Below are 15205 nucleotides of genomic sequence, written 5' to 3'. Positions count from 1 at the left end.
TAGGCTAGCGCTGCGGTCGCGTCAACTCGAGGAGTAGTGGTCCATGAAATCTTCCGGCAAACGGTCTCTGGTTTGCTTGCTGAGCTGTGCTGTCATGTTGGCCGGCACACCGGTCGGCGCATTCGCCGAAATGTTACCCACCAGTTTTGCCTTGCAAGGCACGAATCGTGGCGCAGACATTGCGCGCATCGACGCAATCATGGCGAGCGCCGAGGTCAGTGCCCATATGCAGAAACTGGGTGTCGATCCGCAGTCTGTTGAGCGGCGTATCGCGGCATTGACCGACTCCGAGTTGCACCAGCTGGCCGAGCGCCTCGAGTCGGATCCGGCAGCGGGCGATGCATTGGCAATCATCGGCGCGACCTTCCTGGTGCTCTTGATACTCGAGGTCGTAGGCGTGATCGACATCTTCAAGTCGATTGGACCGGCGCGCCGCTAGCAGCAAGTCGCGTAACGCGCTCGTTCCGCTTCTTGCGCTCGGCGCCATTGGCGGTTGCGCGTCGCTGCGAGGTCCTGCGGCGATCGAACTGGTCGATACGCCGTTTTTTGCCCAATCCGCACACCAGTGCGGCCCGGCGGCGCTTGCGACCGTGCTCGTCGCGAGTGGTGTCAACACGACGCCAGACGCATTGGCGCCCGACGTCATGCTGCCACAGCGGCGCGGGAGCCTGGCACTCGAGCTCACGGCACGCGCGCGTCAGTCGGACCGGTTGCCGTACCAGGTCGATCGGGACGCGTCGGCAATCGTCGAGCAGCTGCAAGCCGGGCGGGCGGTGCTGGTACTGCTGAACCTTGGCTTGAAGTGGATTCCGCGCTGGCATTTCGCGGTAGTCGTAGGCTTCGATCGGTCAAGCTCTGCGTGGGTGCTTCGCTCCGGTCGCATTCGACGCAGTGTCATGCGCAATCGGGTGTTCATGCATGCCTGGAATCTGGCGGATCGTTATGCGCTGGTCATGCTCAGGCCCGGCGAGCTGCCACCGCGCCCCGATAGCGGCCGATTACTGTCGCTGGGTGCCGATTTCGAGTCTCTCGGCCGCTTCGCGGTCGCGGAGCGCACCTATGATTCTCTGGCTACGATCGACCCGGACAATTCCCTGGTCTGGTTCGCGCTGGGCAATGCCCGTTTGCAGCTTGGCGACAATGCAGGGGCCGGGCTGGCCTATCGCCGCGCTCTGCAGCACGATCGCGACAACCCGCTTTACCTGAACAACCTCGCGCACCTGCAAATGAGGCTCGGCTGCATGACATTGGCCCGCGCGTCGATTGAGCGGGCGCAAGCGTCCGCTACGGATATCCTGCTACGCGAAGCACTGTCGCGCAGTGCCGCCGAACTCGAGGCGCGGGCTCGCGATACGGCAGGAACCCCGGCATCACAATGCCACGATGCCGACATCACTACCGACCCTCAATAAGTCACATCGGCGGCTCCGCGGCCGTGCATCCAATAGAATCGAGGCGATGAAATCCAATGCGGCAGCGGCGAAGGGCGATCGCCGATTGCGATCCGACCGGCGCCAGCGGGTTATTTATGGCCTCCTGGTTGGGAGTGTGCATCGCCGCCGGCGGGCCGTGCGCCGCACGCGCAATCGCGGATTCATTGCGGTCGACTGGCATGATGCACGTTGGCTGGCAGTCGCAATTCTGGTCATGCTGTGCTCGCTGGCAGACGCGCTCCTGACGCTCAACCTGATCCACCATGGCGCCTACGAAGCCAACCCGGTCATGCTGCCTCTGGTCGCCGGCAGCGGTACGGCATTTGCGATCTGCAAACTGGCCATGACCGGCGGTGGCATGGTCCTGCTGATCCTGCTTGCCCATTCCCATGTATTTGGCTGGCTCCGTGTCGCCAACGTCCTGTACGGAATTTTGACGCTTTATGCCGCGCTCATAGGCTATGAGTTGTGGTTGTTGGGTCTGCTGACGCAACAAACGTGACTGCGCTCGTTTTCTGAACGAGTCACATTCCGTTAAACTCACATTCTGTTAAGTCTTTGGCGCCAGGGCGCCGGCAGCGTCAATGCCGGCATGCGGCGGCGTTGAGGTTTGTCCTTACCATGGCATCAAAACTGGCCGAACTGATGGCGTCGAGCTCGCTCTCGGGTGCCAACGCCAATTACATCGACGCGCTCTACGAAAGTTTTCTGCGCGATCCGGCCAGCGTTCACAAGGATTGGCAAGCCTATTTCGCTGCGCTCGGGCCGGAAGGTCCAGCGCCGCTCACCCACGGCCAGGTCCAGGTCGCCATTGCACAACGGGCTCGATCGCCCGCAGTAGCAAGCTCGGCGGCCGCACCGTCAGGGTCCGCGGGAGGTAGCGCCAAGCAGGGAGCGGTCTCGCGGCTGATCCAGATCTACGCCAATCGCGGTCACCTGCTCGCACGCCTCGATCCGCTTGGGTTGATGAAGCGGGAGCGACCCCGCGTCCTCGAACTCAAGTATTTCGATCTCGATGCGAGTGACCTCGATGAAGTGTTTTTCACGGGATCGCGAACTTCGGATGTGCCTGATCGACTGCCGCTGCGCGAAATCATCAACCAGCTCGAGTTCATGTATTGCGGCAGCATCGGTGCCGAATTCGCGCATATATCGAACACGGACGAGAGACTTTGGTTGCAGGACCACTATCAGGCCGGGCGTCTGCAGCAGCGATTCGGCGAGGACGAGCAGCGCAATATCCTCTGGCAGCTGACGGCGGCGGAGGGTCTGGAGCGGTACCTGCACACGCGCTATGTCGGGCAGAAGCGTTTCTCGCTCGAAGGTGGCGATTCGCTCATCCCGATGCTCGACGATATCGTGCAGCGTAGTGGTGCCGCCGGCGTGGAGGAAGTCGTGATCGGCATGGCGCATCGCGGCCGATTGAATGTTCTTGTAAACGTGCTCGGCAAGGCTCCCTCGGATCTGTTCTCCGAGTTCGAGGGCCAGTATGACATCGCCACGCGGCAGGGCTCCGGAGACGTCAAGTATCACAAGGGCTTCTCCGCCGACCTGCGCACGCCAGGGGGTAATGTCCACGTCGCGCTTGCCTTCAACCCATCGCACCTGGAGGTCGTGAATCCCGTGGTCGAAGGGTCGGTACGCGCGCGACAGGAGCGGCGCGACGATGCCCGTGGTGAGCGCGTTCTGCCGGTATTGATCCACGGCGACTCTGCATTTGCCGGCCAGGGCGTGGTCATGGAGACGATGCAGTTGTCGCAGGCGCGCGGCTACTGCACGGGCGGCAGTGTGCACATCGTGATCAACAACCAGGTTGGATTCACGACCTCCGACCCTCGTGACACGCGCTCGACGATGTATTGCTCGGATGTCGCCAAGATACTCGAAGCGCCAATTTTCCACGTCAACGCGGATGATCCCGAAGCGGTTGTCTTCGTCACGCGACTGGCGTTCGCCTATCGAATGAAGTTTCACAAGGACGTCGTCATCGACCTGGTCTGTTATCGCCGCCATGGGCACAACGAGGCGGATGAGCCGGCGGCGACCCAGCCGGTCATGTATCAGGTCATACGCAAGCACCCGACCGTGCGCACGCTGTATGCCAATTCGCTGTCTTCGGCCGGGCAAATCGACGATGGGGCCGCCGAGCAGATGATGACCCAATATCGCGAGGGGCTTGACCAGGGGCGGCCACAGGCTCGCGCCTCGCTCGGCATGATCGGCAACAAATATACCGTCGATTGGTCCAAGTTCACCGTGCCTGACGTAACGACGCGGGCATCCACAGGCGTGGATATGCAGCGCCTGCGGTCCCTGGGCGCACGCATCACCGCCATCCCGAAGGGTTTCACGCTGCACCCGCGGGTGGCGAACGTGGTGGCGAACAGAGTGAAGATGCTCGCCGGCGAGTTGCCGCTTGATTGGGGATGCGCCGAGACCCTGGCCTATGCGGCATTGCTCGAGGACGGCTTCAAGGTTCGCATTTCCGGTCAGGATTCGGGGCGCGGCACGTTCTTTCATCGTCACGCCGTCTGGCATGATGCCCAATCCGGCGAGACCCATATTCCGCTTCAGCACATAGGCGAGCGCCAACCGCCGTTCCAGGTAATCGATTCCGTGTTGTCCGAGGAAGCCGTGCTCGGTTTCGAGTATGGCTACTCGACCACCGACCCTCATGCACTCGTAATCTGGGAAGCGCAGTTTGGTGATTTTGCCAACGGTGCGCAGGTCATCATCGATCAGTTCATCAGCTCGGGCGAGGCGAAGTGGGGGCGATTCTGTGGTCTTGCGCTATTCCTGCCGCACGGCTACGAAGGTCAGGGCCCGGAGCACTCATCGGCGCGCCTGGAGCGCTTCCTGCAGCTTTGCGCCGAGTACAACATGCAGGTTTGCGTGCCGTCGACACCGGCGCAGATGTTTCACATGATCCGCCGGCAGATGCTGCGCAGCTTTCGCAAGCCGCTGGTCGTCATGACGCCAAAGAGCCTGTTGCGCCACGAATTGTCGGTCTCGGCGCTCGATGACCTTGCGCAGGAGCATATCCAGCTGGTGATCGACGATGCCGCGATCAAAGAGCCGAATGGCGTGCGGCGCCTGGTATTTTGCAGCGGCAAAGTCTATTTCGACCTGTTGCGGCGCAGGGACGAGAAACAGCAAGACGGTGTCGCGCTCATTCGTATCGAGCAGCTCTACCCGTTTCCGGTCGAGGAGTATGCCGCGATCATCGAGAAATACGGGCAGGCGCGCGAACTCGTCTGGTGCCAGGAGGAGCCGCAGAACCAGGGCGCCTGGTACCAGATCCGACATCGTCTCGTCGAACCGATCGGTGAGCAGCACCAGTTGCTGTACGCGGGCCGGGCGCCCGCCGCGGCACCGGCGACCGGTATCGCCAAAGTGCACGAGCTGGAACAGAACGAGTTCATCCACGCGGCCTTGTTTGCATCAGCGGTTCAGGAATCGGTGCGCGATACGGCGCGGCTGCGTGTTACACCCATTGCGACTGCGGTCAGGAAAAGTTCATGAGTACAGAAATACGTGTTCCTCAACTGCCGGAGTCCGTGGCAGATGCGACATTGGTCGCCTGGCGCAAAGAGGTCGGCGAATCCGTTGCCCGCGATGAGAACATCGCCGACCTCGAGACCGACAAGGTCGTGCTCGAGGTGCCGGTGCCGGTCAATGGCACGGTGCGCGAGCTGAAGGTCGAGGCCGGCGCGACAGTCACGAGCGGGCAATTGCTCGCCGTCATAGAAGAGGGGGCGGCGGCTCCTTCCGTGGCGGCGGCGAAGCCGGCCGCGACGCCGCAGGCAACACCCGCCGCCAAAGGGGCGGCGTCAGCCGCCAAGAGCGACAAATCGAAGCTCAGTCCGTCCGTTCGCCGCATGGTCGAGGAGAACAAGCTTGATCCGAAGGCCATCGAAGGCAGCGGCAGGGACGGGCGCATTACCAAGGGCGATGTCGTCGCGCATCTCGACCGGTCATCGGCCATGCCCTCGGGTGCAATTCGCGCGCAGCAGCGCGTTCCGATGACTCGCCTGCGACAGCGGGTCGCGCAGCGCCTGGTCGAGGCGCAGGCTACGCAGGCGCTGTTGACCACGTTCAACGAGGTCGATCTCAGCGCCGTACAGGCATTGCGAGCGAAGTACAAGGACAGCTTCGAAAAAGACCATGGCGTGAAGCTCGGTTACATGTCGTTCTTCGTCAAAGCCTGCGTCGCGGCATTGAAGAAATTTCCGATCGTCAATGCCATGGTCGATGGCGGCGATATCGTTTATCACGAGTATTACGATATCGGTGTTGCGGTATCGACCGATCGAGGGCTGATGGTGCCGGTCATCCGCGACGCCGACGGCAAGTCTTTTGCCGCGATCGAAAAGGAAATCGGTGAATTCGCCAGCAAGGCACGCGCCGGTACGATTACGATCGAAGAATTGACGGGCGGCACTTTCAGCATCACGAACGGCGGCATATTCGGATCCATGCTCTCCACTCCCATCGTCAATGCGCCGCAGAGCGCGATTCTCGGCATGCACCGTATCCAGGAGCGCCCGATCGTTGTCGATGGGGCCGTGGTCGCGAGACCGATGATGTACCTTGCTGTTACCTATGATCATCGCATCATAGACGGCAGGGATTCAGTTCAATTTCTCGTCGCCATTCGCGACGCACTTGAAGATCCGGGTCGCATGCTGCTCGGGATCTGATTGGGAGTGGATCGCATGTCGGACGAATTCGACGTCGTAGTCATCGGTGGCGGCCCCGCTGGATATCCAGCGGCCATTCGCGCCGCTCAACGCAAACTCAAGGTGGTCTGTATCGATGGCTGGCAGAACCGGGATGGCGGGTACGCGTTCGGCGGTACATGCCTGAATGCCGGATGCATTCCATCCAAGGCTTTACTCGAATCCACCGAGTTGTTGCATCGTGCGCAAACCGAATTTGCAAAGCACGGCATCAAGTGTGGCACCGTGAAGGTCGACATTGCGGCCATGCAGAAGCGTAAACAGGACATCGTGCGCGGCATGACGGGCGGCATTGCGGCATTGCTCAAGTCCGCAGGCGCAGCGACATTGCAGGGACGCGGCGAGTTGCTCGGCGCTGGCAAGGTAAGGTTCACGGCGGCGGACGGCAGCCGGCGGACCTTGAGCGCCAAGCACGTCATTCTTGCCGCCGGGAGCGTTCCGGCAGAGTTGCCGAGCGCAGCCTTCGACGGCGAGCGCATCGTCGATTCCTGGGGCGCATTGGATTTCACATCCGCTCCGGCGCGCCTCGGTGTGATTGGCGCCGGTGTAATCGGACTCGAGCTTGGCAGTGTCTGGAGTCGCCTCGGCTCGAAAGTCGTGGTTCTAGAGGCGCTCGATGAGTTTCTGCCCATGGCGGATTCCCAATTGGCGCGCGAAGCGCTCAAGGCGTTCACGAAGCAGGGTCTCGACATCAGGCTCGGTGCGCGGGTGCAGAAGGCGGCCGTGCGTGGCGATGCCGTTGACCTCGAGTACAAGGATGCAAAAGGGGACGGCCACAAGGAGCAATTCGACAGGCTCGTGGTCGCCGTTGGACGTCGCGCGAACACGAAAGGACTGCTTGCGCCCGAAAGTGGCGTTGCCGTCGATGAGCGCGGCTGCATCGTGGTCGATGATCACTGCAAAACCTCAATCGCCAATGTGTGGGCAGTCGGTGACTGCGTGCGTGGCCCGATGCTCGCTCACAAGGCGAAGGAAGAAGGAGTCATGGTGGCGGACCTGATCGCCGGCCTGCACGGCGAAGTCAATTACGACACCGTACCCTCGGTCATCTACACGACGCCGGAAATCGCCTGGGTCGGCCGAAGCGAACAGCAGGTCAAGCAATCCGGGCGAGCCTACAAGACGGGTGTATTCCCTTTCCTCGCGAGCGGCCGAGCCCGTGCCATGGAAGCTACGACGGGGTTCGTCAAGATTGTTGCCGCCACCGACGACGACGAAGTGCTGGGCGTGCATGTCATCGGCCCGATGGCCGGAGAGCTGATCGCCGAGGCTGTGCTTGCCATGGAGTATTCGGCCAGCGCAGAAGACCTGCAGCGCACGATACACGCGCACCCGACCCTTGCCGAAGCGATGCACGAAGCGGCGCTGGCCGCCGACAAGATCGCCATCGATAGCATCAATCGCTAGCTCGCCAGCGCACCTGCATATTGCAGGAATGCGCGAGCCGGGTGTTTACTTGTCGAGCTTGAATTGCACGCGCAGTTGGCTGCGTACGCGAATGGATGCGCCACCCTCGCGTACCGGCTTGAACCGCAGTTGCCTGACTGCCTGCACGGCGGCTCGGTCGAAGGTTCCGGACGGTTCGGCGGCCAAAGCCACAGCGTCCGAGACGGCGCCATTGAATTCGACGGTGAATTCCACGTCCACATAGCCCTCGGTCCCGGCGCGCAAGGCGGATCGCGGATAACGCACTTCGATACCGTTCAGTGGCGTGAGTGAGGAAAGCGCGACCCTTTTGGGACCGCCATCGCTCGGGCCGGATTGGCTGTCATCGGGCGTTGGCGCCCGCCTCGCATCATCCTGCGGGGGCTGATTCGTGCCAGCGGCAGAGCCGGTCGATGCCGGAGCCGTGCTGGCGGCGTTGGCCGAAGCCGTATTCACGTTCCCCTGGCTCGGAGGAGTCGTAGGCGGCGCCGGTGATCTGTCCGGCTGTTGCGCGCTGGCTGCGTCGGTCGCAATGGCAGTTTCCCTGGGGCGTGGCGCGGCGTTGGCCGTGGTGCCGCGCGTTATCGGCGCTGGCGCCCGATCGTCTGCTGCCTCGCGTGCCGATGCCGCCGACGCCGGGCGCGTTCCATCTTGAGGTTGCGGTGCCCCGAATTGTGAGTCAGTGTTCATCGCGGCTGTTTGCGGCGGCAACGCATTCGAAGGCGCGGGCGAGGGGGCTTCACTCGCCGTGACGTCTGCCTGCTCGGATGGAACGGAACTGCCGGCGGGCACGGATTGCTCATTCTGCGGGACTATTTCCGGTGACGGCGCCTGTGGCGCGGCTGCCGTTTCCGCGCGGCTCGCCGGCGGTGGCGCCGCGGGTTTGCCGCGCGTACCGAGGTAGGCAATGATGGCCACGCCAACGAGCAACGCGGCGAGCCAACGCGGCCAGGTCGATTTGCGTGCCGGCGTTGCCGGACGCGCTGTCGCGCGCCAGTTGACAGGGAGCGGTCGCTGCGCGGGGGTATCGGGGGTGGCTGATTGCGCGAGTACGTTGCGCATTTCATCAGCGAAGTCAATGGTGGTGCTGGCCGTAGCGGTCGTCGCGGTGCTCGCCGCGGGACTTGGTGTCGCCTTGGGAGCGACCGGTGTGGCGCTGGCACCCTGGCGTACCAGATTCGAATTCGCGATTTCCTCTGGTGTTTGCCGGGCGTTGCCGCTCGCCAGGTTGTCGATGGCAAGACGCACGCTGGCGGCCGTGAATGGCTTCGCGATCCAGCGTTTGGCAAGGCCACGAGCAATGCAGGCCTCCGCGAACGCGCTGTCTTCGCGTCGCCCGATCAGGATGACGTCGGCGTTCGGCAGTTGTTTTGCGATGGCGGCGACGAGTTCGCCGCGCTCCGCTCGGGTGCTCGCGATGTCGATCATCATGAATTGCGTTGGCCGTGCCGCGGCGGTTCGCAAGGCGACGCCTGGATCGCTGTTCGGCCATAGCTGCAGGCCGCGGTCATTGCAGGCAGTCCGCGCAGCGTCGAGGCAGGCGGTGTCGCGTGTAATGAGCACGGCGCGCGGCAGGTTCGCCTGATCAACGACTGGTTGTTCGATGATTTCCGGAGTTGGTGCCGGTGCCGCAGCCGCGGGACTGCCATGTGCTGCCGCTGTGCGGCGCGCGCGCGGAGCGGGCGCCGGCGGCGTATCCTCGGCGCTGAGTACGATGTGCTGGATGGTTGCCGTGTCGGCATGCGCGCTGTCCGCCGCCATGGCAACGAACAGCGTATTGGTCAACTCGCCCGGGTCGAGCGGATAGCCAATCGTGTCGAAGAGCTGGAAGGGTTCGAGGTGCGCACCGAGCAGCGCCAGGCGATCTGCATCGGCTGCAAATACACGCAGGATCTGTGGATGACGCCGCTGCAATTTCGACAACAGATCGAGTCCCGAGCCATCGGCGACTTTCTCGCACGCGATCACCATGGCAACGTCGCCCTTGCCAGCGAGCATCAGGCAGTCGGCCTTGTTGGTGACGGTATCGACTTCGAACGGCGCGCCGAGGCCGCGCGCGACTCGCTCGAGCAATACCGAATCATGATCTGCAATGAGAATTCGCATCCAGGGCTTCCGCTGCACGTCCGGCACGGAGCCAGGAGTATCCTGCCGTGCGCTATATCACCTTAATAATTAAGGGTTTGGCGTGCTTGCCGCGTTGCGCCGCATCACGGTTCACGGGCACAGCGCGGCAATGTCCTGCCGGTGCCTGTGATAGCCATCACCTTCGGGCCATGTGGCTACGCTGGTGGCGGACCTGCGTCACTGTTTTGAGTGTGCCGAGGGCGCCAATCAATGCCTGCAGCTGCTGCTGATCGACAACCCGGACGGTCAGCTCGAGCGATGCCTCCTCGCCCGCGGCTGCCCGCCGACGCACCAGGCTCTCCATCGCGACGTCGCGCGCCGCCAGGACGCCATCGAGGTCGCGCAACAGGCCGGGACCGTCGTTCGCTGACAGCAGCAGCGTCACCGCACTGGTGCCGGTTGCGGCGCTGTTCCAAGCGGCCTTCAGTTCCCTTTGCGGGCTGCGTCGCAGCATTCGCTCGAGCGAGCGGCAGCTGGCCGCGTGAATGGTTACGCCACGGTCGATCGTCAGGTAGCCGCGAATGGGTTCAGGCGGAATTGCGCTACAGCATCGTGCCAGGCTCCAGGGCAGGTCGGGATCGTCGGCTACCACGATGCGTTGACCGCTGCGGCGCGGCATGGACTTTCGGGCACGGATGCCGTTGTGTCGTACGCGGGTGTTGGCCGGTGAGGCGGCAGTGGTCAGGTCGTCGTCTTCGGCCCCGATGGCCAGGCCCGGATCGTGGCTTCGAAACCAGGCGCGCAGCTTCGCGCGACTGCGCGGCGAGACCAGATAGCCGGCCTCCGGCTTGAGCCAGTCGCGACTTGGCCGCAGTTCCTTGCCGGCCAGTATTTCCACGACGGCGCCGTTTTCGACGCGCTGATTCAAGGGCGCGATGCGACCATTGATCTTCGCGCCCCGACAGCGATGACCGAGATCGGTGTGTACATGGTAGGCGAAATCGAGCGGCGTCGCTCCGGAGGGCAGATCGATTACATCGCCGCGCGGCGTCATTGCGAAGACGCGATCCTGGAACAGTTCACCGCGCAATTGCTCGAGCAATTCATCGCTGCCGCCGCCGAGGGCACCGGGTTCGAGCAGCTGCCTGACCCAGGCGATTTTCGCGTCATAAGAGGCCGACTTCGTTCCTTCCTTGTAGCGCCAATGCGCAGCGATACCCAGTTCCGCGCTGGCTTGCATCTGCGCGGTGCGGATCTGTACCTCCATGGGACGGTTGTCCGAGCCGATGACGGCCGTGTGAATCGACTGATAGCCATTTTCCTTGGGCGTGGCTATGTAGTCATCGAATTCGCCTGGCAGGTAGCGCCACAGCCCGTGCACGACGCCGAGGGCGGCGTAGCATTGCGCCACGTCGGTGCAGATGATGCGAAGTGCGCGCAGGTCATACAGCTGCTCGATCGGCAACTGCTTGCGTTGCATCTTCCGATAAATACTGTAGATGTGCTTCGGCCGGCCGTAGACCTCGACGTCGAGCCCCTGCAGTACCAGCGCTGCCTGCAGTTGCTGGCAGGCATCAGCAATGAACCTTTCCCGCTCGCGCCGTGTCTCGTTGAGGGCGCCCGCAATTGCCGCGTAACTTTCCGGCTCGAGATAGCGCAACGAGTAATCTTCGAGTTCCCATTTGAGGCGCCATACACCGAGGCGATTGGCCAAGGGTGCAAATACCGCGGTGGCTTCGCTCGCCAGTCGGTTTCGCTCGGCGGCCGAGGCATCACGGGCGTCGCGCAAGCGTACGAGCTGCTGGGCAAGCCTTGCGATCACCAGGCGCGGATCGCTGACGACTGCAAGCAACATTCGACGGACCGCTTCGGATTGCGCGCGGTCGACTCCATCGGCGGGGGACCATCCTGCCGGCAGCCCGATTTCCCCGAGGGCCGCGAGTTCTCTTGCCAGGCGCAGCTGCGTGGGCGTGACCGTGGCGTCGCGTTGCGGAATTTCACTCCTCAATTGGTGCGCGAGTAGGGCGGCCACGGTCAGGTCGCGATCCTCCGTGAGCGAATAGACCAAAGCCGCAACCTGTGTGGCGGCGAACGACAGCGCCGGCGGTCCGCTGGCTGCGAGCGAGTCGATATCGCCTTTGAGCTGCGCCGGAAGTGGAATTTCGAGCTTCATTGGCCTGGTCTGCCTGCCGCGGCGATGACGGAAACGGTATGATATTGCGGCTATGGCGGGACACAGTAAATGGGCGAATATCCAGCACCGCAAAGGTGCCCAGGACAAGCGTCGCGGCAAGGTTTTCACCAAGCTGGTACGTGCCATCAGCACCGCTGCGCGCAACGGTGGCGCCGACCCGGCGATGAATGCACGCCTGCGCCTGGCGATCGACAAGGCGCGTGCCGGCAGCCTGCCAAAGGACACGATCGATCGCGCCATCAAGCGCGCGGCTGGTGATGGCGCGGAGGCCAACTTCGAGGCGGTTCGCTATGAAGGCTACGGACCGGGCGGCGTGGCCGTGATGGTCGAGTGCCTGACGGACAACCGCAATCGTACAGTCGCGGAAGTGCGCCATGCCTTCACAAAATATGGTGGCAATCTCGGCGCAGACGGCTCGGTGGCCTATTTGTTCAATGAAGTCGGCGTACTGACCTATCCGCCCGGCACGGACGAAGACCAGCTGCTCGATCGCGCACTCGAAGCCGGTGCAGAGGATGTCATCGTCAGCGAGGACGGCACCATCGAAGTGCTGACTTCGCCATCCGAGTGCGCGGCGGTTGCTGCGGCTATGGAGGCCGCCGGTCACACGCCGGCAGATGCCAGCGTCGTCCAGCGGGCTGCCAGCAGCGCCGCGTTGGCGGGCGAGCAGGCGGAGAGCATGCTGAAAATGCTCGAAACACTCGAAGATCTGGACGACGTGCAGAACGTGTACTCGAATGCGGAAATTCCGGACGAGCTCCTGGCGCAGCGTTGATCCGGTGGGCCTGGGAGCGGCCACTGCGCCGGCGCGGCAGCGCGCGCCATTCACCGTGCTCGGCCTCGATCCCGGATCCCGGCGCACCGGGTACGGTGTGCTGCGGGTCGATGCGCGGCGTACCCAGTACGTCACGCATGGGTGCATCGTTCCGCGCGCCGACGATCTGGCGCAGCGACTGCGCGAAATCCATGACTCCCTGAGCGAGATAGCCCGCTCCATTGCGCCGGACGAGATCGCAATCGAAAGAGTATTCATGAGCCGCAACGCCGACAGCGCCCTCAAGCTCGGCCAGGCGCGGGGCGCGGCACTGTGTGCCGTCGGGCCGGCGCCGGTCTTCGAGTATGCGCCCCGAGCCGTGAAGCTTGCGGTGGTGGGAACGGGCGCCGCCGCTAAGGGCCAGGTGCAGCACATGGTCGCTGCGTTGCTGGGACTGCGCCAGGCGGTAGGTAGCGATGAATCCGATGCACTGGCGATCGCCCTCTGCCACGCAAATACGCGAGCATTCGAACGGACATGTCGAGCATGATCGGGCGGATCTGCGGGCAGTTGCTGGAGCGAACTCCGCCGTACTTGCTTATCGACGTTGCCGGCGTCGGTTACGAGCTGCAATCGCCGATGTCGACATTCTATGTGCTGCCGAAGGTGGGACAACAAGTCGCTCTGTGCACACACGTCGTGGTACGCGAGGACGCCCATCTGTTGTTTGGCTTTGCGACACAGCTCGAACGACGCATGTTTCGCGATCTCCTCAAGGTATCAGGCGTGGGGCCACGCATTGCGCTTGCGATACTCTCGGGAATCAGTGTCGACGCGCTGATAGGCTGCATCCGCGCCGACGATGCAGCCACGCTCACCCGCATACCCGGTGTCGGTCGCAAGACCGCCGAGCGCGTGGTGATCGAAATGCGAGATCGTTTGCAGGCCGCACAGATGCCGGATGGGGGCGAACGTCCGATGGGTGCGCAGGATCCGGCCGGCGCAGCAGCCGAAGCGTTCAGCGCGATGCTGGCACTGGGCTACAAGCCGGCGGAGGCGACCCGCCTTCTGCGTGCCGTGCCGGGTGCCGAGCAGTTGCAAACCGAAGAATTGATCCGCAAGGCGCTGCAGGGGATCGGCGGTACATGAACGAACTGGACGAACGGCTGGTCACGTCGCGTGCGCGAGCTGACGAGGAGAGCGCAGAACGCGCCATTCGTCCCAAGCGGCTGGGCGATTACGTCGGGCAGGCCGAAGTCAAGACACAGCTGGAAATATTCATCGGTGCGGCAAGGCAGCGCGGTGAACCGCTTGACCACGTGCTGATCTTCGGGCCACCGGGACTTGGCAAAACAACGCTGGCGCACATCATCGCGAACGAGCTTGGATCGAACTTGCGCCAGACCTCGGGGCCCGTACTCGAGCGCGCGGGCGATCTCGCCGCATTGTTGACCAATCTGGAAGAACGCGACGTGCTGTTCGTGGATGAAATCCACCGCCTGTCGCCGCTCGTCGAGGAAGTCCTTTATCCGGCAATGGAGGACTACCAGATCGATATCATGATCGGCGAGGGGCCGGCGGCACGTTCGATCAAGCTGCCGGTTGCGCCCTTCACTTTGGTAGGCGCAACGACACGCGCCGGGCTGCTGACATCGCCGCTGCGAGACCGCTTCGGCATCGTGCAGCGACTGGAGTTCTATGGCACCGACGACCTGACGCGCATCGTGACGCGGGCCGCCGGCATACTCTCGGTTGATGTCGATGCAGGCGGTGCGCGACGCATCGCTGCGCGCTCGCGTGGTACACCGCGAATCGCAAACCGCCTGTTGCGCCGCGTGCGAGACTACGCGCAGATGCGCGCCGGCGGAGCCGTCAACGAGGAGGTCGCCGACGCAGCGCTCAACCTCCTGCAGGTCGATCCGGAGGGTTTCGATACGCTCGACCGCAAGTTTCTACTGACGATCATCGAAAAATTCTCTGGTGGCCCAGTCGGAATCGAAAGCATTGCTGCGGCGGTAGGCGAAGAGCGGGGAACGCTCGAAGACGTGATCGAGCCGTTCCTCATCCAGCAGGGATTCGTGATGCGCACGGCACGCGGGCGCATTGCAACGCGTAGTGCCTACCTGCACTTTGGCCTGGAGCCGGTCACGGCGAACGGAGAATTGCCGCTGTTTCAGGGCAAGTCATGAGCGGGTCGGTGACGCAGATTCGGGTCTATTGGGAGGATACCGATGGCGGCGGAATCGTCTACTACGCAAACTATCTCAGGTTCTTCGAGCGCGCGCGCAGCGAGTGGCTGCGCGCGCTGGGGTTCCGCCAGAGCGAACTTCAGCACGATCCGGGTGTCGTATTCACGGTGGTCAGGGTGGAAGTGGACTACCATCGGCCGGCCCGGTTGGACGACCTGCTTGTCGTGAGCTGCACGCCGAGCGCTGCTGGAAAGGTCAGCCTGGAATTCCAGCAGGAAATACGCAGGAGCGATGCCGGCGGCGAATTGCTCGCCAGCGCTCTCGTTCGGGTGGCCTGTCTCAACGCGAGGACCATGCGGCCCGCGCGCTTTCCAGCTGCCATTGCCAAGGAACTTGCATGAAAG

At 63.2% G+C, this 15205-nt stretch carries 12 protein-coding genes and 1 pseudogene; 11 read left to right on the top strand and 2 right to left on the bottom strand.

Annotation, left to right across the window (positions count from 1 at the left end; all coding sequences use genetic code 11):
- The first annotated feature begins 43 nt into the window (after positions 1-43).
- The 6 genes and pseudogenes from R3E77_10595 to lpdA all read left to right on the top strand — a co-directional run bounded on the left by R3E77_10595 (position 44) and on the right by lpdA (position 7579).
- Positions 44-439: a PA2779 family protein gene (locus tag R3E77_10595; GenBank protein ID MEZ5499861.1), complete on the top strand. Its 396-nt coding sequence runs from the start codon at positions 44-46 to the stop codon at positions 437-439.
- Entirely contained in the window at positions 420-1412 is a 993-nt protein-coding gene (locus R3E77_10590; GenBank protein MEZ5499860.1) for a PA2778 family cysteine peptidase, read from the top strand. Before R3E77_10595 ends, R3E77_10590 begins: the two co-directional genes overlap by 20 nt.
- A gap of 46 nt (positions 1413-1458) precedes the next feature.
- Positions 1459-1935 (top strand): DUF5658 family protein, encoded by a 477-nt coding sequence (locus R3E77_10585; GenBank protein ID MEZ5499859.1) that lies wholly within the window; start codon positions 1459-1461, stop codon positions 1933-1935.
- Between the two features lie 119 nt (positions 1936-2054).
- Positions 2055-4856: pseudogene (locus R3E77_10580) on the top strand (2-oxoglutarate dehydrogenase E1 component).
- 95 nt (positions 4857-4951) lie between these two features.
- The gene (gene odhB, locus R3E77_10575) at positions 4952-6133 is read left to right on the top strand and encodes a 2-oxoglutarate dehydrogenase complex dihydrolipoyllysine-residue succinyltransferase (GenBank protein MEZ5499858.1); all 1182 of its coding nucleotides are present in this window, start codon (positions 4952-4954) and stop codon (positions 6131-6133) included.
- A gap of 15 nt (positions 6134-6148) precedes the next feature.
- Entirely contained in the window at positions 6149-7579 is a 1431-nt protein-coding gene (lpdA, locus tag R3E77_10570) for a dihydrolipoyl dehydrogenase (protein ID MEZ5499857.1), read from the top strand.
- Positions 7580-7624: 45 nt separating this feature from the next.
- Here lpdA and R3E77_10565 read toward each other — a convergent pair whose 3' ends face one another.
- Positions 7625-9703, bottom strand: a complete 2079-nt coding sequence (locus R3E77_10565) for a TonB family protein (protein ID MEZ5499856.1) — start codon at positions 9701-9703, stop codon at positions 7625-7627.
- 157 nt (positions 9704-9860) lie between these two features.
- Positions 9861-11837 (bottom strand): HD domain-containing protein, encoded by a 1977-nt coding sequence (locus R3E77_10560; GenBank protein ID MEZ5499855.1) that lies wholly within the window; start codon positions 11835-11837, stop codon positions 9861-9863.
- Positions 11838-11889: 52 nt separating this feature from the next.
- On the opposite strand from R3E77_10560, the gene R3E77_10555 reads away from it, so the two are divergent.
- The 5 genes from R3E77_10555 to ybgC are packed head-to-tail and all read left to right on the top strand — an operon-like array spanning position 11890 to position 15202.
- Positions 11890-12633, top strand: coding sequence for a YebC/PmpR family DNA-binding transcriptional regulator (locus R3E77_10555; GenBank protein ID MEZ5499854.1), 744 nt, complete (start codon positions 11890-11892; stop codon positions 12631-12633).
- Positions 12596-13162, top strand: coding sequence for a crossover junction endodeoxyribonuclease RuvC (ruvC, locus tag R3E77_10550; protein MEZ5499853.1), 567 nt, complete (start codon positions 12596-12598; stop codon positions 13160-13162). The genes R3E77_10555 and ruvC overlap by 38 nt, the downstream gene beginning before the upstream one ends.
- Positions 13150-13761 carry a Holliday junction branch migration protein RuvA gene (gene ruvA, locus R3E77_10545; protein MEZ5499852.1) on the top strand — a complete coding sequence of 204 codons (612 nt, stop codon included), beginning with the start codon at positions 13150-13152 and terminating at the stop codon, positions 13759-13761. Before ruvC ends, ruvA begins: the two co-directional genes overlap by 13 nt.
- Positions 13758-14801: a Holliday junction branch migration DNA helicase RuvB gene (gene ruvB / locus R3E77_10540; protein MEZ5499851.1), complete on the top strand. Its 1044-nt coding sequence runs from the start codon at positions 13758-13760 to the stop codon at positions 14799-14801. Before ruvA ends, ruvB begins: the two co-directional genes overlap by 4 nt.
- The gene (gene ybgC, locus R3E77_10535) at positions 14798-15202 is read left to right on the top strand and encodes a tol-pal system-associated acyl-CoA thioesterase (GenBank protein ID MEZ5499850.1); all 405 of its coding nucleotides are present in this window, start codon (positions 14798-14800) and stop codon (positions 15200-15202) included. The genes ruvB and ybgC overlap by 4 nt, the downstream gene beginning before the upstream one ends.
- Positions 15203-15205 lie beyond the last annotated feature (3 nt).

It is taken from the genome of Steroidobacteraceae bacterium (assembly GCA_041395505.1).
GTDB lineage: Bacteria > Pseudomonadota > Gammaproteobacteria > Steroidobacterales > Steroidobacteraceae > JAWLAG01.
This window is presented reverse-complemented; position numbering and strand designations above follow the sequence as displayed.